We start from the raw sequence: 20,793 nt of genomic DNA, 5'->3' as shown, positions 1-20,793 counted from the left end.
CCATCTGAATTTTAATCGAATTCATCCAGGAACTTAGCCGCTCTTAACTCCCGCTTGTAGAAACCGGAGTCGTAGAGAGACTTGGTCTTCGGATAAACTATATATCCATTCCAATTATAGCCATTCCATCTAAAAAAGAAAGGGGCATTTAGTCCTATTAACGCGCTTTAAAAAACGTTATGGACCGAAATGCCCTTTGAATCACTATGTATCGTTATTTAGCATTAAATTATAATGATTTTTATTAATGGAAGAATATTCTTCCCACATTGTTATCATATCGACAGTAGGTTAGGGCATAAGATCATAAAAAATTGGTTATCTGGATGATCTGTCAAAGGTACATGACGATCCCATTGCTCATTTAAAAGCGGGTTTGATGTGTCTGCCTGATTCCGTACAGGGCCGTTTCTGTTGAAGATTACTATACAGCTGTCCCGCAGCACAACATGGCTGCTCCAAGGGAAGAAAAGCTCCAATCAACTAACAGTGTTTCTAACGTAAATACCGCTGATGCCAGAGGCACATTATATACCGCCGCTAGCCCAGCTCCTGAAGCACATGCTACTAAGAGTTTATGCGTTCGCTCATCAACGTGACACAACTGGCTTAATTTCGTTGCAAAAGCAGCACTAATTTCCCGTGGTGCCACCTCTCGTCCTAAAGGAGAACCTAGAGCTACTGTCACAATCTGCAATAGCCCATGACAAATCGTAGTTTTAAAAGGCATCTGTTGCTGCGAGTCATTTACAGATGTCTTAATTTCCACTAACTTTGCTCCATATCGATTTATACCTACCCAGCCGCACCCTACGACAGCGCCACAGCCTACGAGTACCAATAACCGTCGTCAAGGTAATGTGTGCTCCACTATCTCCCGAAAAGATGTATCGCTATACCCCCCAAAGGCACATTGCTGAATCATATGTAGAGTTATCGTCAATATGATCCCTGTAATTCCCGCCAATACGCCAATGACTATTAACTGCGCTACAACCTTGATTTTCAAATGGTTCATGTCTATATACCTCAATTAGTCCTTTTCTTATTATAATAATGCTATTTTTTATAAATGTTAAATATTAAAATATGATAGTTATATAGTTATTAACTATATAATAAAATCAAGATGTAGCGACGATGTTTCTCTAGAAATGAAACAAAAGACTAAGACCAATTATCAAAATCGGTCTTAGTCTTTTGTTTTTCTGATCAGCCAAGCATATTTATTTTCTATTACCCAATCTACAAGGTACTATTTCGCATTGTTCATCTTAGATACCGTCACCATAAATTCCCATTAGCGATGGGAACCGCTGTTTTTCCGTACGGTCAATTTGAACAATTTTCCCCTCTTTAATCACAATGACCACTTGGCCGTATTCTAAAGCGGCGCAAGCTTCCTGAACTTTTGCCCGCACAGCGGAATCATCTTGTTTTCCTGCCGAACTGTTTACCCGATTGCCGCCTTTGCTTGCTATATCGCAGGGACGGATTTTCTCATTGCGCTCAATTTGAACCAAGCGGCCATCCTGCGTGATTAACGAAACATTGCCATGAAACGTACTTTTTAATATGGAAATAATCTGGTCCATAATTTGGGGAGTAATACAATTTGCTGTCTTAGAACCAGTTTGATTCTTTTTACCCGACACCTGATCCCACCTCTATATCCCTGCAAAATAGTAAGCTAAAGTAACGGCCTTTAAATAACCGCTGCTTTAGCCTTCAGTGTTCTGATCAGCTAATCATATATTTAGAATGCAGGCAAGATAGCACCCTGATACTTGTCATTGATAAACTGCTTAACCTCTGCCGAATTCAGTATCTTAGACAGCTTCTGAATTTCCGGCCTATTTTCGTCGCCTTGGCGAATAGCAAGAATATTGGCGTATGGCGAATCCTTCGATTCAATAAAGAGTGCATCTTTATTCGGCGATAAATTAGCTGTCAATGCATAATTAGTATTGATAACTGCAATTGCCACGTCATCCAAAGCCCGGGGCAGCAGCGGAGCTTCTAATTCGCGAATCACCAACTTTTTGGGATTATCAACGATATCGCCAACTGTAGCCTTAACGCCGGTTCCTTCTTTGAGCTTCAACAGACCGGCCTTTTCCAATACAGCCAGAGCCCGGCCCCCATTTGTGGGATCATTGGGAATCGCAACCTGAGCACCGTCAGCCAGTTCACTCAAATTCTTTACTTTTTTCGAATACACTCCCATAGGCTCAAGATGCACTCTCACCGTATAGGTCAGCGGCAAGTTATGTTCTGTGCTGAACTTTTCCAGGTAGGGAATGTGCTGGAAAAAATTTGCATCCAGTTCTTTCGACGATAGCGCCAGATTAGGCTGAACATAGTCGCTGAATTCCACTACTTGCAGATCCACACCTTCTTTTGCCAGCAGCGGTTTAACAAAATTCAAAATTTCAGCGTGAGGTACCGCCGTTGCCCCGACTTTCAAAACTGTATTTTTAGACGAAGCCGGCGCAGAAGAATTGCTGTTGCCGCAGCCGCCTAAAATCATTGCAAATGCTAATAAACCGATTAAGAAGAGTCCGATTTTTTTCATAGATTTTCCTCCATTTTTACAATAATAAAACCCTTTCCGAGGAAAGGGTTGACTGCCAGTCGCCTTCCTCTCATCTTTCAGGATTTCTCCTGCTGGAGTTAGCACCTTCGCACTGTGCGCTGGTTGCCGGGCGTCATCGGGCCAGTCCCTCGACCTCTCTGGATAAGAGTTTTACTAATATTAAATTGTTATGATAATAACATGGAAATCACTGTGTGTCAATAGTTTTATTCCGCTTACGTCCTTTTGCTTATTGCATACTCCGATAAACGGTTATGCTTAATCCCGCCAATATCAGCAGGAACACTCCGATCATCCCCCGCTTATTGCCGTGACTGCCAAGCCATTTGGCATAGGTATAGGAATAATAACTCACTATAACCGCTAAAATTTCATATAGAGTATCCACATAAACCACCTTTTCCCACCGTCTTTACATGATCGGCGAAGTCTTCCACAGCAGTCCGGAACGGCGCAGTTTTGTTTCAACCGATACGTTAATTTCTGCCTGTTGATACAATTGATCCCAATGTGCATTTTCAAATTGCGGCAGCGTCGCAAAGTTCTTCCGGAAATGATCGCCAAAGCCTGCCGGATCAACCCCCAGCCGTTGTGTCTTGCTGATCATTTTCAACATATCCTGCCGGATAACCTGAGATACTTCTTGTTCCAAAATTGTCCGGTACTCCCGCTGCTCATAATTGATTCCGCTGGGAATGCTGGTAATTTCGCCCTCAAGAAAGATGTCAATGGTGATAAAAGCCTGACCCTCTCTGCTGTCAGCCTTAATTTCCGGTCCGTGCCCAAGGCGAAGATTAACATGTACGCTTTTATTAGGCATCAACGGATCTTCCAGAACAAAAAAGCCTTTATGAAATTTGTTATCTAAAATTGCCAGCATACGAGTTTCATTGCTCGTTAAGGTGCCCACCATTTTATCCTGTTTAAACAGTGCCGTTCCAATCAGCTCTGCCGGATTATCCTCTTCCCGCTGTCGTGGCAGAGAGCCGGTATATTCATTGGCTTTTCCCGGAGGATTTGGGGGTGTCGCAGGCTCAACCGGACTGCTATCTGAATATATCCCGCCCAGAGCAGTGATTGGTGAAGCACCGCCGGACTTCAGGCGAGTATAAAAATCATGCAGAAATGTTTGCAGATAATAAGAAGTTTCGCCTGAAGTTAAAAACATACTCTCATAAAAGCGGGAGGGCAGCGCTTCCAGTTTAGGCTTGTTTTTATTAATATAATTTTTTGCAGTATCGTCCTTTACAACCATGATGAACATCGAGCCGCGAAACTCGCGAAAACGCAGCAAAGGGCCAAGAACATCACCGATCCCTTCACGGGCATATTCTTCCCCAAAAATGAAAATTTTGTTATGGGATAAATTAGCTGCCCGGGACTCAACACTGTTTAACAAGGAGCGCGCCTCCGCTAAGGAAGGTGCTTTTATTGTGACGTCTATAACATCTTTCTCACTCTTTGCTCCAGCGGCAGGACCGCCGGCCAGCGTTCTGGGAATTGCGATTTGGTAAGTAACATTAATCATACCTGCCTCATCCGACTTATCGATTCCAATGGCTAATACATACGCTACTTCATCTGTTTCCCGGGAACCAAAACATCCAAGTGATAGTGTCGCCATACAGATAAGCAGCAGACTGGCTATGATTCTGCAGTACACGCCCCAGCCCTCCTTTTCCGGCGTCTGATGAAAGCGGCGATGAATAACAGGAACGGAATAGCATAGAGACCGACATTCATATATATTATATTGAATTCTCTGGCCAGTTGAATAACGTCGGTAATATCGTCAGGAATCATCGCTATTTGCGCTATCAACAAACAAACAATCGGAATAATCGGCCGAAGTGCCGGCAAATTAAATAAACGGGTAATCAGATACATGCCAACATATAAATTTGCCGCAATCGCAAGCACACCAACAATGACCCATAATAAAATAAACAATGCCTCGACCCGCTGTAAGTAACGGCTTAAGTTCACCAATCGCACCATTTCAAAAAAAGCCAGTGTTTTTTCCCGGCCGGCGCCGCAGCCGAATATCATGACAAAGGCCAGTGTCGAAGCTGTCCTCAATAAGGCGACTCCGCCCAAACCAAAAAGGCCGGCAATTTTAATTGTCCTCAAATTCTGAAAGGAAGGGGCCAGAATGGCAAGGGCTATCACTCCGATATTAGCTCCGGATAGCAAAATACTGGATTTGAATAACGTTCCCAGTCCTTTTCCCTGCCAGGGAAACAAGTGATAAAAATTATAAAAAGGAAACAGTAATAATAGACTGATAATGATAGCAACGGTGCCAAAGGGAAGAATGATATAGGCAGCCCGTGACAGTCCCTCAATACTCGCGTATATTACTATCGCCGCAACCAGAACATATAAACCGACAGCGGTACTAAACTCCAGCAACGGCAGCGCTGTCAAAAGCGTATTCTCGGCGAACTGTCTTAATAAGATTGCTGCATTCAGCAAAAACATAACGGCATAAAACAGGCCAATACCAAATCCTACTATCGGTCCCAGAAAATGTTGAGCCGCAGTAAACAAATCGTCTCCCGCTGTCTGCATTAAAACATAAACCAGCAGCCAAAATGCGATTAGCGGCGTAATACTGGAAAACAGAGGGATAAGCCAGCCGATTGGCCCGGCTGCATCGACAACCTCGGCCGGTGCCGTCAAAAACAGCCGCGGAATTGTTAAAACAAAAACCAAAGCAATGCCCTCAGCCATCCCCATTCGTCCCGTCTTATAGCTCACTGCCGATTTCCCCTCTCACCGTGTCTTTTAATCCATTGACGGCTTATGCGAGGCTGCCTTCTTTCATCCTGCGCATTCAGCTCATCAGGTCGGAATTCCTGCTGAAATACCGGTCCCCGTATAACTGCATCTAAACCGGCGTTTGTTTTTGGCCCGATGGGAGTCATATAGGGAACGCCGATTGATTTCATGGAAGATAACATTACCGTCAGCAACAGTAACCCGAAAGAAACTCCAACCAGTCCCAAGGAAGCGGCCAGCAGCAAAAAAATAAATCGGGTAAGCCGGACACCAAAAGAAAATCGATAATCCGGTAGTGCAAAGGACGCTAACCCGGTAATCGCAATCACAACCACCAGGACAGGACTGACAATATTGGCGGCAACCGCCGCCTGACCAAGAATGATGGCGCCGACAATGCCAATGGTAGAACCAAGCATACCGGGTATACGCAAACCGGCTTCCCGAATAAGCTCAAAGGAGGCTTCCATAATCACGATTTCCAGCAAGGCCGGAAATGGAACGGCTTCCCTGGCACCGGCAATTGCCAGCAGCATTTCCGTCGGCAGCGCTTCCGGATGGAAATAATTAATCGCAAGATAAATGGAAGGCAGAGTAATGGTGAAGAAAGAGGAAACTAACCGCAGCAGCCGCATGAAACTGCCGGCAGGTATTTTTAAACTAAAATCTTCCATGGTGTGAAAAAAACTAAAAAAGCTCACCGGCGCAATATGAGCGAAAGGAATTCCGTCAAGCAAAATAGCAACCCGGCCCTCAACAATATTGACCGCCGTCCGATCAGGCCGCTCGGTAGACAGCATTTGGGGAAAAGGCATCTTGGGGTGATCCTCGATAAACTGTTCCAATATCCCGATATCGACAATATAATCAGTACGGATACTCCGGATACGGCGCTTAACCTCCCGGACTAAAGCCGGATTGACAATGGATTTCATATAGATGATGGCGCATTTGGCCGGAATACGATCACCTACTGTTATAATTTCAGTCACCAGATCGTTTGACGGCAGCATAGTCCGCAGCAAGCCGGTATTGATCCGCAGAGATTCACTAAATGCCGACTGCGACCCTCTTACTGTCTGTTCCAGCATCGGGCGCCCGATACCCCGGGTAGCATACCCCTTGGTAGAAACAACAACCGCTTCCTTCGCTCCGGCAAAAAAAACGGCAGAATCGCCCCGGTTGATATTATCGGCAATTTCGCGAAACCCGGCCAGCAGCTTCGTTTCATTATTCGGTAACGCTGCCGACACAATGGTTGCAATGAGATTTTCTCCATTCTCAATCGTATGGCCAAATATCATTAATGGTTGAAGAACAGACATATTAATCGTATTTTTGTCAATCATTCCATCCAAGAACACGATCATGGCTTCGACGGGCGAACTGCTGGGTATTTCAAAATGCCGGATAATCAAGTCTTTGTTTTCCGGCAGATTATATAGAGTTCGTAAAATCGCCTCGTTCTCATCCAGACTAGTGCTCACAATACGCTGTATAACCTCGATCTGCGTATCATAGGAAAGTGCAATTGGATCCAGTTCAATTTGCCTTTTCCCCAATTCTCTCAGCTGTTCGGCTATTTCTTTGAGCGAAGCGGCTTTCCCTTTTTCAATTGCAGTCTTCGCTTTCTCCATTGTATTTTCCAGTTCGCGAGCCTGCACCAGCAATTTTTGAATTTCTTGGGCGTCGTCGGTTAGACGATTTTTTCTTGAACTTCCCGGGGAATTTTGCCGCTGCTTGTCATAAGGGCTTTCTTCAAGGACAAATGGCTTCGCACTTTGAGGCGGTTGGTAAGTAATCAACTTTTTCAGATAGCGAATACTGTTTACAACAATATTGTCAATCATCGCATACCACCTCACCTTCTCTAAAGCTCCCGGTTATTATTCCCTGTTTGCCGAATACCAAACCAACTTCGCTAATTCTGTCCGCTTCCTGAACAAAAAAAAAACAACAACGGACTTGTTTAGCCGTTATTGTTTTCGTACTATTTATGGATATAATCCAACCGCCACTATTCGTGGCTATGTCCCCCGCAGCAGCCGCCGTGATGATGCCCACCGCCGCAGGCATGTTTTTCACCCTCATCGCTTAACTTGAACTTCTTCATACTTCCACACTTGGGACAGGCAATCTCATACCCATGCTTGCCACCCTCGGAGCATGGTTCAACTTCCCAGGTATGACCACAATCGGCACACTCAAAAACTCGGTTCTTTAACATATAATGACCTCCTTGTATTATAATCGTCTGACCCTTCACTAGCGCCAAGGCAATCTTATTTCTGGCACGCTGTAAAATACGCTGAAAGGTCGGACGCGATACTCTCATGCGAATAGCACAAGCTGTCTGATCCATGCCTTCCACATCTTTCAATCTGACAGCTTCCAGTTCCTCAAGCGAAATTTCATATACCCCTGTATCAGTTCCTCCTTCCGGCACAAACCGCTGACAACAGGGAATTTCTTCGACGATTCCACAACAACGTCTACGGGGCATTTCAAATCCTCCAATTGAGCATATGTTCATTTATATTATACCCTGACTTTCTATTTTATACAATAACAACCCCGATAAAATTAAAAATAAATCTCTATCCGGAAGGTAACCCAGCCGCTGGAGTCGAATTTATCTTTTATAAATTAATACGCCCGGGAAAATCGCCCTGGTAACTATAATGGAGGAATCAGCTATGCTAAGCGAGCTAATTAAAGAAGGTTTTGGCGAAAAAGAAGATTATAATTGTGCGGAAAAACTTTTATATGGAGCCAACCAAGCTTACGGCTTACATTTAGATCCAAATGCCTTAAAAGTATCTGCCGGCTTCGGCGGAGGAATGGCGATCGAGAATGTATGCGGTGCCCTCACTGCATCCATCATGGTATTAGGAATCTTATTCGTTAAAGACAGAGCTCACGAAAGTTCCCGGATAAAAGATCTGACCAAGGAGCTGTTTGACGCCTATAAGAAAGAAATGGGCGATATTAACTGTGCCTACTTGAAAGACCATCATCGCAATGAAGAAATAAAATGCCGGAATATTATTGCGAAAGCGGCAGAAATTCTCGACCAAATTATTTCCCGGGAAAAGGGAACTGCTAAAGCATAATTTCACGTGAAAAGGCGTCCTTTGCCGCGTGCGGAAAGGGGCGCCTTTATCAGTATGCTGCAGATAAAATTATCGTTATTTTCTGGCGAAATTGCCGTCTTTAAATACCGGAATTTCCTTACCGTCCGCAGTAACTCCTATTATCGTTAAATCTTCCGTTCCTACCATAAAGTCCACATGAACCAGGGAGTCGTTAGCTCCCGCCTGTTCCAATGCTTTTTTTGTCATATTCTCCCCGTTTTGGAGACATACCGGATAAGCCTTACCCATTGCCAGGTGGCAGGAGGCGTTTTCATCAAACAGCGTATTATAATATAATATTTTCGAATTGGAAATTGGCGAATCGTAAGGGACCAGCGCCACTTCTCCCAGATAGCAGGAACCTTCATCGGTTTCGATGAGTTTTTTCAGTATTTCATCGCCTGTTTCCGCTGTAAAGTCTACAATCTTTCCCGCTTTAAAAGTAAGAGAAAACCGGTCGATCAGGCTGCCGTTGTAGTTTAAGGGTCTGGAACTGAACACCGTGCCGTTTACGCCTGTCTTCTTCGGCATAGTAAATACTTCTTCCGTAGGCATATTGGCCATAAATTCCACACCCTCCGGTGTATATTCCGAACCTCCCAGCCAGATGTGATTCGTCGGCAGCTCAACCGTCAGCTTAGTACCTAATGAATTCTGATAACGTAAGAATTTAAATTGATGGGAATTTAAAAAATTCATCCTTGTCTTGAGATTTTGCTTGTGTTGTTCCCAGGCAGCCGCCGGGTCAGCAGCATCCACTCTGACGGTTTGTAAAATTGCTTCCCACAATTTTCCCACAGCGCTCGCTTCGTCCATGTCAGGAAAAACCTTTTTGGCCCAGGCTTTCGTAGGAACCGATATCACGCTCCAGACATTCTTATTGCTCATCATGCTTTCCCGGTATTCTTTAAGGGCAGTATTGCCGGCTTTCTGCGTCCTGGCGACTCGTGTCGGATCCACATTTTTTAATAGTTCCGGGTCGGAAGCGGCGATACTGATAAAAGCGGCTCCCTGCCGCAGATAAAACAGATAAAATTCTTTTTGCCAATCGGGAAATTCATCAAAGATTTCCTCCGGCGCATGCATAAACTTAATTTGAGCCGACAGCTCATCCTTCCAATTCAGCACGACTTCCCGGGCTCCCTGCTGATAAGCAGCCCGGGACAAAATGCGGACAAAAGGAGCGCATTCAAGCGGCGAAGAAATTACCAGCGTTTGGCCTTTATGAATGTTTACACCCATCTTCACAACTAAAGAAGCATACTTTTCCAATAAACCTTCATTCATTGTAATCACCTCATGCTTTATTATATCCAGTTTCAATAAAACTGCCAAACCATTACCGAAAGTCGAAGAAAATAACAGTAAGGGGCTGAAGGCAACTGCCTTCAACCCCTTACTGTTATTTTCTCATTCATACCGCAGCGCTTCAATCGGATCTAACAATGCCGCTTTCCGGGCGGGATAGATACCAAAAAACAGACCGATCACCACCGAGAAGGCAAAAGCCACAAGCACGGCGGAGTATGAAACCACCGTCTGCCAGCCGGCAATAGTGGAAATCACGAAAGAAGCTCCTATTCCTAAGGCAATTCCAATCATGCCCCCGGTTACTCCAATCACTACCGCTTCAATCAGAAATTGCAGCAGAATATTGGAAAACCGGGCTCCCAGGGCTTTCCGGATACCAATCTCCCGGGTTCGTTCCGTCACCGACACCAGCATGATATTCATGATGCCGATCCCGCCGACCAGCAGAGAAATGGCGGCGACATTCGCCAATAGCAAAGTTATGGTATTGGTTGCCTCGCCGGCCGTCTCCATAACTGCTACCAGGTTTCGCACTGTAAAGTCATCGGCTGTATTTCCGATCAGATGATGCCGTGCCCGCAGCAACGCAGTAATATCGTTTTGCACCTGATTAATCACATCAGCCCCGGCAGCCTGGACATTAATGTTCTGCACATACGTTATGCCCATAAGCCGTTCCTGAGCCGTCGTCAAGGGAACGATAACCGTATCATCCTGATCCATACCGCCGGCGGACTGTCCTTTGCCTGCCAGAACACCCACCACCCGGAAAGGCGCTTTATTGACACGAATGGTCTGTCCCACCGGAGAAATTCCGCCGAATAAGTTGTCGGCTACTGTTTTGCCCAGTACGGCTACTCTTGACCGGGATTCTACATCCTGGTTGGTGAAAAAGGTTCCCTGATCTAAGGTAAAACTGCGAATACCGACAATTTCCGGCGTAGTTCCCTGGACACTGGTTGTCCAGTTTTGATTGCCGAACACTACTTGATACTGTCTGCTCACGGCAGGCGCTACCATATTCACCCCTGATACCTCCCGGGCAATCGCCTGAGCGTCTTTATCCGATAAGGTAATACCCGATCCGGCGGCCTGCCGTGGGCCGCCTGCTGCATTGGGAGCTCCGGGAGTTACAATAATCAGGTTGCTGCCTAATCCGGCAATCGATCCCTCTACTTTCGACCGCACACCCATCCCGATAGAAACCATGGCAATAACCGCCGCCACCCCGATAATAATTCCCAGCATGGTCAAAATAGCTCTTAGCTTATTGGCTTTAAGACCTTCAAAGGCGATATGGACACTCTCAAAAAACATATTTTCACCCTGCCTTCTTCTCGTCGGATACAATACTGCCATCCCTGACAGTAATAACCCGTTTAGCGTTTTCGGCAATATCCGGCTCATGCGTTACCAAAATAATGGTTCTTCCCTGGTTGTGCAGTTCTTTAAAAATTTCTATGACCTCGTTACCGGACTTTGTATCCAGGTTTCCTGTCGGTTCATCGGCCATAATGATGGTGGGATCGTTGACCAAAGCCCGGGCAATCGCTACCCGCTGCCGCTGTCCCCCCGACATTTCGTTGGGCTGGTGATCCAGCCGCTGTTCCAGCGCAACCATTGTCAGCGCCCGTACTGCCCGCTCCAGCCGCTCTTTTTTTTCTACTCCGCCATAGACCAAAGGCAATGCTACATTTTCTACTGCCGACATACGAGGTAAAAGATTAAAACTCTGAAATACAAAACCAATCTTTTTATTGCGGGTCGTCGCCAATTGATCATCGTTCAAAGCAGCCACTTCCTGTCCGTCCAGCTGATAGGAGCCAACAGTCGGCCGGTCAAGGCAGCCCAGGATATTCATCAATGTTGATTTGCCTGATCCCGACGGTCCCATAATGGCGGTAAACTCACCGGCGGTCACTGTTAAATCAATCCCGGCCAGAGCATTGACCACATTGTCCCCCATCCGGTAAATTTTTTTAACCCCTGCTAATTGAATTGTCATGTAAATTCCCCCCGTCTACCTGCCCATACCGCGAAATAGATTCATTCCGCCACTGGTACCGCCATTGCCGCTTTTGGCAGCGTTATCCTGGGTTTTAACCTGCGACACAACTACGTGATCACCGTCAGTCAGTCCGCTTAAAATCTCGATTTTCTCATCATTGGACAAACCTGTAGTCACAACCGCATTTTCCACTTTCCCGTCTTTTTCCACTCCGACTACGTACTGTCCGTTGATCATCTTGACTGCCGTCAGCGGAACAACCAGCGTATTGCTGCTTTGACCTACATTGATGGATACCCGCGCCGTCATGGTCGGTTTCAGCAGATTCGCCTTGTTGTCAACATCCACCATAACGTTATAATACACAACATTTGACTGAACCGTGGCTTTTTGCGATACATTGGAGACAACCCCGGTAAAGGTTTCTCCCGGATACGCATCAACAGTAAACGTAACATGCTGACCGTTTTTTACCTTGCCAATATCCGACTCGTCCACCTGAGTCTGGATTTGCATTTTATCCATATCGGCAATAGTCATCAGGACCATTTGCGAAGAAAATCCCGGTGAAACCGCCTGACCGGCCGGAGTAGGCTTACCGATGACGACACCGTCAATCGGCGCTTTAATGACCGTATCGGCCAATTGAGAAACGGCATCATCATAAGCTGCCTGAGCCACACTGTAGTCCGTGCGAGCAGAATCAAGCTGCTGGTCGGAAATTCCGTCAATATCATGGAGCCGTTGGCTGCGCTCATAACTTGCCGCTGCACTTGCCAAACGGGCCCGAGCCTGCGATACCTGAGTCTGGAGATGACTGTCATCCAGCACAAACAGCACCTGTCCGGCTTTCACATGGTCATTTTCAGCCACTTTCACTTCTTCGATCAAGCCGGAAATTTTGGAACTGATATCTACCATATTGACCGGGCTAATCGTACCGGTAGCGGAAACCACCGATGTGACTTCTCCCCGTTCAGCCGTAATCGTCGTCACCTTTGCCGGCTGCTGGGCTTTACCGGTACTCAGCACGCCGGTCATCTGCACTGCTCCGGCCACAATAAGCAGTGCAATCAGCCATAACTTATACCGTCGGATCTTTTGCCACACTGCTGTCATCAGCTTACCTCCCTTCACTCGCTAACACCACCAATAGCGGTTTCCAACTTTGCCTTATTGGTGTTATAATCATACAAAGCTTGCGTATGATTGGTTTTCGCCTGAGTTAAGTCCAGTTCAGCATCCATAACATCCAAATTTGTTCCGGCACCGGCCTGGTATTTCGCCTCGGCGATCTTCAGCGCATCGGCTGCCTGATCAACAGCTACAGAGGATGTCTGAATACGTTGCTCCGCTTCTTTCATACTGAGGTAATCCTGTCGCACTTCCAGTTCAATGCTGTCATGAGTTGATTTATCCTGCTCAGCCGCCTTATCAGCTGCCGCTTTCGCTTCCTTCACCTTGGCATTGGTTAAGCCGGAATCAAATAAATTCCAGCTGGCGCTAATGCCTACCGACCAGTTGTTATTAGCAGTTCCCGGAAAATTATTGTCCGACCATCCTTCTGCTCCAGATACGCTCACTGTCGGTAAATGGCCGCTGTCAGCAACTTTTACACCGACTTTGGCAGCATCAACGCTGTCTTTACTTTGACCAATTTCCGGCCGGTTTTTCAATGCGGCAGTAATGCTGTCATCCAGAGACATCGCATAAGGCGTATAACTCAAATCATCCTGGTAGGTATTTTGTGTATCCAACGGCATCCCGGTAATGTTATTCAAGCTGGATACTGCCACATCGTAAGCATTCTGCGCCTTAGTCAAGTTCTGCTGGGCGTTGGCCAACTGGACCTGCGTGCCGAGGACATCACTCTTGGCAACTGTACCAACGCTGTACTGCGCTTGGACGTTATTCAAATGGGCGGTCAAACTGTCCACAGCCTCTTGGTTTACCTTAACCATGTTATGGCTTTGCAGCACAGTAAAATAAGCAGTGGTCGCTGCCAACGTGGTTTGCTGCTGCGCTTTTATAACGCCAAGATCAGCTGCGTGAGCATTTAGCTTTGCCTGATCTACCTGCCCTGCAAGACGTCCGCCGGTATACAACGGCATACTGAGACGCAAAGAATTGCTAAAGCTGTTACCCGGTGTTCCTTCCGCCATGTTCATACTCCGGTTGCCGCTGCTGCTGAGAGACAGAGTCGGTCCTCCGCCTGCTTTCGCTTCATCAATTCCCAACAGAGCCTTATCCCGATCCGTCAGCGCTATTTTAATTGCCGAATTATTTTTAAGCGCCATAGCAACACTGTCATCCAAGGATACTAGCGGCGCATCGGCAAAAACCAGGGAAGAATTGACCAGGAATACCCCCATCGCTGCTAAAACGAATGCCGGCATTTTTTTACGTTTGCCTGCCATAAATGTACCTCCTTATTTTCGTACCCCAAATAAAATATGGGAACTAACCTTTTTAGGGGCTTAGCCTGATTTTAGCGCTGCATTTTTTGATTTTCTTTAGACCATGAATTGTAAATGTTACCTGCGGGCGCATAGCACCTGGAATTTGGCACTTAGCACCGGGCGGAGATGGCGAATGGCGCGAGGCCTTAGCAGTTGATCGTTAGTCATAAACGAAGATTAAGCGATGGCGGCGGAGCGTTGGCTGCTGCTCGGCTAGGGGCGGTGCCGGTTCCCGGCTGATATGCAGCTCATGGCAATGCCGGCCTGCAAAAAAAATTTGCTGCCAAACAAGTTAACAGTTTAAGGAGCGGAATGAACGTCCCCGCGCTTCTATGCTTCAATCATTTTATCGGAAGAATAATGGAGAACTTCGTACCCATGCCAATCCGGCTTTCCACTTGAATTTTTCCGTTATGCTTTTCAACAATCCACTGGGCAATCGCCAGTCCCAGTCCACTCCCCCCTGTTTCCCGGGAACGCGCTTTATCTCCCCGGAAAAACCGATCAAAAATATGGGGCATATCCGCCGCCGCGATGCCGCAGCCCGTATCCTCAATTTGAATAACCACACTATTTGCCTGCCCATAACAAAGGAGCTGCACCTTCCCCTGCCGGTTCGTATATTTCAGCGCATTATCCAGCACAATCACCAACATTTGATAAATACGTTCCTCGTCGGCCAAGATCTTCAAGGAAGGCTGCACCGTTGACAGTAATTCTATTTTTTTTATCTCCGCCAAGGGACGGAACTGCCCGACTAGGGAATGAATCAGATCGCTTAAATTTAAAGCGGCAAACCGAAGGTCAATTTGATTCGCATCGGCCCGGGTAAGAGTCAGCAAAGTAGTGACAAGTTTATTCATCCGGATTGTTTCTCTAAGTATATTGGTAATCCGGATGCTTTCCTGTTCCACACTATGTTCGGGATGTCTGAGCAGCAGTTCGGCATTGCTCTTAATCACCGCAAGCGGCGTCCGCAGCTCATGCGAAGCATCGGCCGTAAATTGCTGCTGCTTATCCCAGGCTGCCTTAATCGGAATCAGCGCCCGATTCGCCAAGTAATAGCTGGCAAAGGTGATAGCCAGGGTACCGGCAAATAAACTCGCCATCAAAACAAAAAACAGTCGGCGCAGCATGGCGACTTCCGAGTCCACAATACTCACGGCAATGATCTCGCTGATAGCAGCCGGCGCAGCGTCAGGCCTGATCAATGTGTTCTCGGCATAAACATAAGGCCGGATTACAATGCGATACACATGGTTGGCCAACTTTCTTGATTGAGGAGCACCGCTTCTCAGACCATCCAGCAAGCCCGGCACCTGCTCAACATCATCAAAGGCTAACGGGTTCAGATTAATAATGTTGTCATTACTGTCCCGCAGCAGCAGAAAGGTCCGGGGGTCAAACGAAACTGCCTGGGTAATCACCATGCGCGGCCGGCCATTAACGATCTGAAAAGCTTCTACCTTATTTTGCATCGAATCGTCAACATCATCAAACAATTGATGATTCACATACGCATAGAGCGTTGCTCCCAAAACAATAAATATCAAGAGAAAAACCGTCGAATTTAAGGCGGTAAGCTGCCATAGCGTCTTTTTAAACATGCCTACTTCGCTTTTAATTTGAATCCCACCCCGCGAACCGTTTGAATTACTGCTTCATAGCCAAAAGGAGCTAACTTCTTCCGCAGATAGTGAACATATAAATCAACAATACCAAGGGTAGTCTCTGATTCAAAGCCCCAAATCCGGTCAAAAATCTGTTCCCGGGCTAATATTTGTTCTTTATTTACAATAAAAAACTCTAATAATTCGTATTCCTTAGCCGTTAACTGCAAAGCATTCTGGTTGACAAATCCATCCTTTAGCTTGGGATTTAACGCTATTTCCCCATACTGCAGCATTCCTTCCTTGCCGGAAGCAGTACGCCGCAGCAAGGCCTTTACCCGGGCCAGAAGCTCAGGCACGGCGAAAGGCTTGATCAAATAGTCGTCAGCGCCGCTTTCCAGTCCCGCTACCCGATCCTCAATACTGTCCCTGGCCGTCAGAAATAAAATTGGCACAGTCAGCCCCTGGCGGCGCAGCTTTTTTACAATAGCAAGGCCGCTGATTTCCGGCAGCATAATATCCAGAACAAGAAGATCGAAAATATTCTGACCGGCTTTAAACAGTCCGTCATCGCCATTATCCGCCTCGTCGACCCAATATCCTTCTTCCCTGAACACTGTTACGATTGCTTCCCGCAGCAGAGCGTCGTCTTCCACAACCAGTATCCTCACAATACACAGTCTCCTTGAGTGAATAAAATCAGAACTCAACTTAAAGTATGTCCTCTCTGTATGGTGCTTTAAACATAAGTTTCATCCAAATAAAAAATCAGACCTGCCGGATGAGCCGACAGGCCTGATTTCTTATTCATTTATCTAAAAATTGCATCGCCGCTTTTATTGTCCAGTCCGGGATGCAAATCAAACCGCACGGCGCCAATAACAGCCTTTCCGGCTACTGCGGTCTTGATGGCCGCCACCCCTTCTATGCCAAAACCGCCGCATAGTTCGATGGCGCCAACCCCCTGTGCCGTTAGCTCCTGTGCCGTTTTCACCGCTGCCTTATAATCTTCTGCTCCTACCACAGTCAATTCAACTGCCGGAGTTTCAACCACCGCCCGGTGACGAGCGGTGTCCGCCTGAGGCGCTAAAAAAATAAATGCTGCTTTTAACATTGCTGCTGTTCCCCCTTGTATTAAATGTCAATTATATAGCATTCCTATCAAGCCGTTCCTTTATTCTTATTTATGCAGCCACCGGAATGGGAAGCACATAAAATAACACCGTGATAAAATGAGAAATGCTGCCGGCAAGCACAAACAAATGCCAGACCGCGTGATTGTAAGGAACCCAGCGATAAAGATAAAACAACGCTCCGACCGTATAGAAAAGACCGCCGGCGATTAACCAGCAAAGTCCCATCGTCGGTAGAGCCAAAACGAGGGGTTTTATGAAAATAACCATCAGCCAGCCCATGACAATATAACAAATCGTCGACAAAACCTTAAACCGTTTGACGAAAAAAATTTGAAACGTCACGCCGACAACAGCCAGCCCCCAAACAATGCCAAAAACAGTCCAGCCTAAAGTCCCGTGGAGCAGCACCAGGGTAAACGGTGTGTAAGTGCCGGCGATTAATAAGTAAATCGCCGAATGGTCAATAATCTTAAAAATATACTTCAGCTTTTGATTGGTGAAGCTGTGATAAAGAGTCGATGCCAGATACAGCAGTACCAGGGAGCCGCCATAAATGCCAAAGCTGACCTGATGCCAAATACTGCCGTACAAATAAGACAATACGATTAGAAAAGTTAGCCCGACCACGGCCAGCAATGTTCCGATGCCGTGAGTTACCGCATTCAATCTTTCTTCCATATCAGCCTCCGCCCCCGAAGATCCGGCTCAAGTTTTGTCCAAAAAAGTATACTTTAATTATACCACTATATCCGGCCAATATACTGAATTTTACGATCGTTAGACTAAATCTTTCATTTTAGCCGCTGCCAGATTTTCATAATCATTTCCACCCGGTTAAAAGGAGTAATAAAATAAAATCCATTTACATGCGGCTTGATTTCTTCCGCAATTTTCACCGCTAATGCAATACCCAGATCTTCCGCTTCCTGTTTAGCCATGCTTGCGTCAAACTGATTGATCAGAACTTCCGGCACCTGGATTCCCGGCATTTCATTGTTGAGAAACTGGGCATTTCTATAGCTGACAAGTGGCATAATGCCGCCTAATAGCTTCACATTCCCCTTACTTCTGGCTTTGGCAATAAACTCGATGGCGCTTTCGTTGAAAACAGGCTGCGTCAGAAAAAAGGCGGCGCCATTTTCCCGTTTCCGGCTCATTCTTTCCAGCTCGACTTCAGGCTTTGCCGCGTTTACATTCAGTGCTCCTCCCACCTGGAAAGGATCGGCGGAAAAAACATCCTGATTCATTGTCCTTATCATTTCAATCAGTTTTAAAGAATTCAGGTTGAATACGCTTTTGATATCTTTTTTATCGGAATTTAAAATCGGGTCGCCTGTTACTGCCAGGATATTGCGGATCCCCTCCATATAGGCCGCCAAAAGGCCTGACTTCAGAGCATTCAAATTTTTGTCCCGGCAGCAGAGATGGGGCAGTACATCGATTCCCACTTCCCGCTTAATTTTTGCGGCAATGGCAACCGAATCCACTCTGGCCCGGCCCATGGGAGAATCGGCTATCGTTATGATATCTACGCCATTGTCCTTACATATCCGGGCATTATGCAAAATTTTTTCCGAATTAGCGTTAAAGGGTGGGTCCAATTCTACCGCAACGACGAACTGCTCTCTGGTAAGTTTGTCAGAAAATTCATTCCTGCTTTTCTCACGCAAAGCAGCCGGTTTCACTTCAACGGTCCGGCTTGGCAAATATTCCGCCGGATTCCGCCGGATCACTTCCACCATTTTTTTGATATGGGCCGGAGTCGTCCCGCAGCACCCGCCGATAATTTTAACCCCCAGCTGGCGAATGTCATTCATCTTATTGGCAAAATAGTCCGGGTTTTGAATGTACAATATCCGTTCCTTGACAATTTCCGGATAGCCGGCATTGGGCATAACTGATACGATATCACCGGTGATATCGATCTTCTGCAATAAATTATGCAAGTGAGTGGGACCTACGCCGCAGTTAAATCCATACGCATCCAGACTGTCCAGCTTTTTCATCTCCGCCACAATGCGTTCGTTGCGGATTCCATTCCTGGTAAAGCCCTCCGGCGTGGTGGCAAACTGGGCCAATACAAATGCCGAGTTGTTTTTCTCCTTAATATATTGGGTGATTTCCTTTAAATACTCAGTGCCGCTGAAAGTTTCGAAAATAAAAACTTTCGCCCCTGCAGCCAATAAAACATCGGCAATAAATTGATACTCCGCCAGCACCCGCTCTCGGTCAAGCGCAGTTTTATCCACCATTTCCGGAATAGGACCGATACTTGCGGCAACAAATACGTCTTTGCCCTCAGCTGCTTTATCGGCTATTTGCACCCCGGCAGTCAATACCTGCCGCAGCGTCGTTCTTGTTATGTTCATGGAAAAACAATTTGCCGAAAACGTATTGGTCCTGATTAATTTTGCCCCGGCGTCAATATATTCAGCGTGAATTTGTTCAATAATTTCCGGTTCCCGCAGATTGGCAAATTCGGGCAAGCTGTCATAAATTCCGGTAATCTGATCGTAATAGGTCCCCATTGCGCCATCCGCAATCAACAGATTGTTCTTTAGATATTCTCTAATCAATTCATCCACCCCTTTCCCGCCATAAACTTGCTTCCGTTAGATCAAACAGCCCGATCAATACCAATAGCTTGAATTATCTCCGCTATATTCACAATTCGCAAAAATATATTGTATTCAAAGAAGACTTCATATAAAATGATACTATTATTGCAATGTTGAATGCAAGCATAGAAATAAAACCCTTTTTTACATAGTATATCGGCTTTCCGATTATAAGCAAGAACGACTTTAGCCTATTGTAAATGGAGGACGAAAAAATGCCAATAAAAATCCCGAATAATCTGCCTGCCGTCGATATTCTGGAAGGTGAAAATATTTTCGTTATGTACGAAAACCGAGCGTACAGCCAGGATATACGCCCTCTGAAACTATTGCTGTTAAATCTCATGCCGACGAAAATCACCACTGAAACCCAGCTGCTCCGTTTACTGGGTAATTCACCCCTGCAAGTGGAATTCGATTTTATCTATACCGCCACCTATACGCCGACCAACACATCCCACGAGCATCTCATCAAGTTCTACGAGACCTTCGACGCGGTAAAATCCCGCCGCTATGACGGCATGATCATCACCGGCGCACCGGTCGAGCAAATGCCTTTTGCAGCAGTGGCCTATTGGGATGAGCTTTGCCAAATCATGGAGTGGAGTAAAACCCACGTCTACTCCACGCTCCATATCTGCTGGGGAGCCCAGGCCGGATTATATTACCACTACGGCATACCAAAGTATGATCTTCCCCAAAAAATGTTTGGCGTTTTTCCCCATAAAGTACTTCCCAGCGAGCATGCCAGGCTGTTTCGCGGTTTTGACGACACCTTCTATGTTCCCCATTCCCGGTACACGGAAGTCAAACGGGAAGACATCGAAAAAGTTTCTCAGCTGCGCCTGCTCGCCGAATCTGACATGGCCGGCGTTTATGCCGTAGCCGATTTAATGGGAAGGCAATTTTTCATCACCGGCCATTCCGAATACGACCCGCTTACCCTGAAAACCGAATACGACCGGGACATTTCCCAGGGAGTGCCCATTCAAATTCCCTATCATTATTATCCTAATGACGATCCCAGTCAGCCCCCCATGGTTACCTGGCGAAGCGCGGCGAATCTTCTTTTTTCCAACTGGCTGAACTATTATGTCTACCAGGAAACGCCTTTTGATCTCGCTGCATTATAGTCAAGAA

Annotated in this window: 21 protein-coding genes and 1 riboswitch; of the genes, 2 read left to right on the top strand and 19 right to left on the bottom strand. The window is 46.3% G+C overall.

Annotation, left to right across the window (positions count from 1 at the left end; genetic code table 11):
• Window positions 1-424: 424 nt before the first annotated feature.
• The 9 genes from ABFC84_04695 to ABFC84_04655 all read right to left on the bottom strand — a co-directional run bounded on the left by ABFC84_04695 (window position 425) and on the right by ABFC84_04655 (window position 7,880).
• Complete coding sequence (locus ABFC84_04695) at window positions 425-841, bottom strand: chloride channel protein (protein ID MEN6412053.1); 417 nt, start codon at window positions 839-841, stop codon at window positions 425-427.
• A 9-nt stretch (window positions 842-850) separates the two neighbouring features.
• A complete protein-coding gene (locus ABFC84_04690; GenBank protein MEN6412052.1) occupies window positions 851-1,018 on the bottom strand; it encodes a hypothetical protein in 168 nt (55 codons plus the stop codon).
• A 256-nt stretch (window positions 1,019-1,274) separates the two neighbouring features.
• A complete protein-coding gene (locus tag ABFC84_04685) occupies window positions 1,275-1,655 on the bottom strand; it encodes a YezD family protein (GenBank protein ID MEN6412051.1) in 381 nt (126 codons plus the stop codon).
• 101 nt (window positions 1,656-1,756) lie between these two features.
• Window positions 1,757-2,575: a MetQ/NlpA family ABC transporter substrate-binding protein gene (locus tag ABFC84_04680; GenBank protein ID MEN6412050.1), complete on the bottom strand. Its 819-nt coding sequence runs from the start codon at window positions 2,573-2,575 to the stop codon at window positions 1,757-1,759.
• A 67-nt stretch (window positions 2,576-2,642) separates the two neighbouring features.
• Window positions 2,643-2,744: riboswitch (SAM riboswitch) on the bottom strand.
• A gap of 81 nt (window positions 2,745-2,825) precedes the next feature.
• Window positions 2,826-2,984 (bottom strand): hypothetical protein, encoded by a 159-nt coding sequence (locus tag ABFC84_04675; GenBank protein ID MEN6412049.1) that lies wholly within the window; start codon window positions 2,982-2,984, stop codon window positions 2,826-2,828.
• Window positions 2,985-3,008: 24 nt separating this feature from the next.
• The gene (locus ABFC84_04670) at window positions 3,009-4,259 is read right to left on the bottom strand and encodes a Ger(x)C family spore germination protein (GenBank protein ID MEN6412048.1); all 1,251 of its coding nucleotides are present in this window, start codon (window positions 4,257-4,259) and stop codon (window positions 3,009-3,011) included.
• On the bottom strand, window positions 4,241-5,356 hold the full coding sequence (locus ABFC84_04665) for a GerAB/ArcD/ProY family transporter (protein MEN6412047.1): 1,116 nt from the start codon (window positions 5,354-5,356) through the stop codon (window positions 4,241-4,243). The genes ABFC84_04670 and ABFC84_04665 overlap by 19 nt, the downstream gene beginning before the upstream one ends.
• A complete protein-coding gene (locus ABFC84_04660) occupies window positions 5,353-7,227 on the bottom strand; it encodes a spore germination protein (protein ID MEN6412046.1) in 1,875 nt (624 codons plus the stop codon). The genes ABFC84_04665 and ABFC84_04660 overlap by 4 nt, the downstream gene beginning before the upstream one ends.
• A gap of 167 nt (window positions 7,228-7,394) precedes the next feature.
• Complete coding sequence (locus tag ABFC84_04655; GenBank protein MEN6412045.1) at window positions 7,395-7,880, bottom strand: DUF134 domain-containing protein; 486 nt, start codon at window positions 7,878-7,880, stop codon at window positions 7,395-7,397.
• A gap of 193 nt (window positions 7,881-8,073) precedes the next feature.
• On the opposite strand from ABFC84_04655, the gene ABFC84_04650 reads away from it, so the two are divergent.
• Entirely contained in the window at window positions 8,074-8,490 is a 417-nt protein-coding gene (locus ABFC84_04650; GenBank protein MEN6412044.1) for a C-GCAxxG-C-C family (seleno)protein, read from the top strand.
• A 75-nt stretch (window positions 8,491-8,565) separates the two neighbouring features.
• Here ABFC84_04650 and ABFC84_04645 read toward each other — a convergent pair whose 3' ends face one another.
• The 10 genes from ABFC84_04645 to ABFC84_04600 form a co-directional block, all read right to left on the bottom strand.
• The gene (locus ABFC84_04645) at window positions 8,566-9,798 is read right to left on the bottom strand and encodes an aminopeptidase (protein ID MEN6412043.1); all 1,233 of its coding nucleotides are present in this window, start codon (window positions 9,796-9,798) and stop codon (window positions 8,566-8,568) included.
• Window positions 9,799-9,921: 123 nt separating this feature from the next.
• On the bottom strand, window positions 9,922-11,139 hold the full coding sequence (locus ABFC84_04640) for an ABC transporter permease (GenBank protein MEN6412042.1): 1,218 nt from the start codon (window positions 11,137-11,139) through the stop codon (window positions 9,922-9,924).
• Between the two features lie 4 nt (window positions 11,140-11,143).
• Window positions 11,144-11,788, bottom strand: a complete 645-nt coding sequence (locus ABFC84_04635; GenBank protein ID MEN6412041.1) for an ABC transporter ATP-binding protein — start codon at window positions 11,786-11,788, stop codon at window positions 11,144-11,146.
• Window positions 11,789-11,842: 54 nt separating this feature from the next.
• Window positions 11,843-12,949 (bottom strand): efflux RND transporter periplasmic adaptor subunit, encoded by a 1,107-nt coding sequence (locus ABFC84_04630; protein MEN6412040.1) that lies wholly within the window; start codon window positions 12,947-12,949, stop codon window positions 11,843-11,845.
• A 14-nt stretch (window positions 12,950-12,963) separates the two neighbouring features.
• Window positions 12,964-14,247: a TolC family protein gene (locus tag ABFC84_04625; protein ID MEN6412039.1), complete on the bottom strand. Its 1,284-nt coding sequence runs from the start codon at window positions 14,245-14,247 to the stop codon at window positions 12,964-12,966.
• Window positions 14,248-14,630: 383 nt separating this feature from the next.
• Window positions 14,631-15,896, bottom strand: a complete 1,266-nt coding sequence (locus tag ABFC84_04620) for a HAMP domain-containing sensor histidine kinase (GenBank protein ID MEN6412038.1) — start codon at window positions 15,894-15,896, stop codon at window positions 14,631-14,633.
• Between the two features lie 2 nt (window positions 15,897-15,898).
• A complete protein-coding gene (locus tag ABFC84_04615; GenBank protein MEN6412037.1) occupies window positions 15,899-16,570 on the bottom strand; it encodes a response regulator transcription factor in 672 nt (223 codons plus the stop codon).
• A gap of 140 nt (window positions 16,571-16,710) precedes the next feature.
• The gene (locus ABFC84_04610) at window positions 16,711-17,013 is read right to left on the bottom strand and encodes a DUF6506 family protein (GenBank protein ID MEN6412036.1); all 303 of its coding nucleotides are present in this window, start codon (window positions 17,011-17,013) and stop codon (window positions 16,711-16,713) included.
• Between the two features lie 70 nt (window positions 17,014-17,083).
• Window positions 17,084-17,713 carry a hemolysin III family protein gene (locus tag ABFC84_04605; GenBank protein ID MEN6412035.1) on the bottom strand — a complete coding sequence of 210 codons (630 nt, stop codon included), beginning with the start codon at window positions 17,711-17,713 and terminating at the stop codon, window positions 17,084-17,086.
• Between the two features lie 113 nt (window positions 17,714-17,826).
• A complete protein-coding gene (locus ABFC84_04600; GenBank protein ID MEN6412034.1) occupies window positions 17,827-19,620 on the bottom strand; it encodes a bifunctional homocysteine S-methyltransferase/methylenetetrahydrofolate reductase in 1,794 nt (597 codons plus the stop codon).
• A 248-nt stretch (window positions 19,621-19,868) separates the two neighbouring features.
• Between ABFC84_04600 and metA the strand changes: the two genes are divergently transcribed.
• Complete coding sequence (metA, locus tag ABFC84_04595; protein MEN6412033.1) at window positions 19,869-20,786, top strand: homoserine O-succinyltransferase; 918 nt, start codon at window positions 19,869-19,871, stop codon at window positions 20,784-20,786.
• Window positions 20,787-20,793: the final 7 nt, after the last annotated feature.

Source organism: Veillonellales bacterium (assembly GCA_039680175.1).
Lineage (GTDB): Bacteria > Bacillota > Negativicutes > JAAYSF01 > JAAYSF01 > JBDKTO01.
This window is presented reverse-complemented; position numbering and strand designations above follow the sequence as displayed.

Excerpts from the sequence above, each read along its gene's own strand:
- ABFC84_04635 (MEN6412041.1), bottom strand. The coding sequence starts at position 11,788 with ATGGGGGACAATGTGGTCAATGCTCTGGCCGGGATTGATTTAACAGTG.
- ABFC84_04655 (MEN6412045.1), bottom strand. The coding sequence starts at position 7,880 with ATGCCCCGTAGACGTTGTTGTGGAATCGTCGAAGAAATTCCCTGTTGT.
- ABFC84_04680 (MEN6412050.1), bottom strand. The coding sequence starts at position 2,575 with ATGAAAAAAATCGGACTCTTCTTAATCGGTTTATTAGCATTTGCAATG.
- ABFC84_04690 (MEN6412052.1), bottom strand. The coding sequence starts at position 1,018 with ATGAACCATTTGAAAATCAAGGTTGTAGCGCAGTTAATAGTCATTGGC.
- ABFC84_04605 (MEN6412035.1), bottom strand. The coding sequence starts at position 17,713 with ATGGAAGAAAGATTGAATGCGGTAACTCACGGCATCGGAACATTGCTG.
- ABFC84_04650 (MEN6412044.1), top strand. The coding sequence starts at position 8,074 with ATGCTAAGCGAGCTAATTAAAGAAGGTTTTGGCGAAAAAGAAGATTAT.
- ABFC84_04630 (MEN6412040.1), bottom strand. The coding sequence starts at position 12,949 with ATGACAGCAGTGTGGCAAAAGATCCGACGGTATAAGTTATGGCTGATT.
- ABFC84_04620 (MEN6412038.1), bottom strand. The coding sequence starts at position 15,896 with ATGTTTAAAAAGACGCTATGGCAGCTTACCGCCTTAAATTCGACGGTT.
- ABFC84_04645 (MEN6412043.1), bottom strand. The coding sequence starts at position 9,798 with ATGAATGAAGGTTTATTGGAAAAGTATGCTTCTTTAGTTGTGAAGATG.
- ABFC84_04625 (MEN6412039.1), bottom strand. The coding sequence starts at position 14,247 with ATGGCAGGCAAACGTAAAAAAATGCCGGCATTCGTTTTAGCAGCGATG.
- ABFC84_04660 (MEN6412046.1), bottom strand. The coding sequence starts at position 7,227 with ATGATTGACAATATTGTTGTAAACAGTATTCGCTATCTGAAAAAGTTG.
- ABFC84_04640 (MEN6412042.1), bottom strand. The coding sequence starts at position 11,139 with ATGTTTTTTGAGAGTGTCCATATCGCCTTTGAAGGTCTTAAAGCCAAT.
- metA (MEN6412033.1), top strand. The coding sequence starts at position 19,869 with ATGCCAATAAAAATCCCGAATAATCTGCCTGCCGTCGATATTCTGGAA.
- ABFC84_04610 (MEN6412036.1), bottom strand. The coding sequence starts at position 17,013 with ATGTTAAAAGCAGCATTTATTTTTTTAGCGCCTCAGGCGGACACCGCT.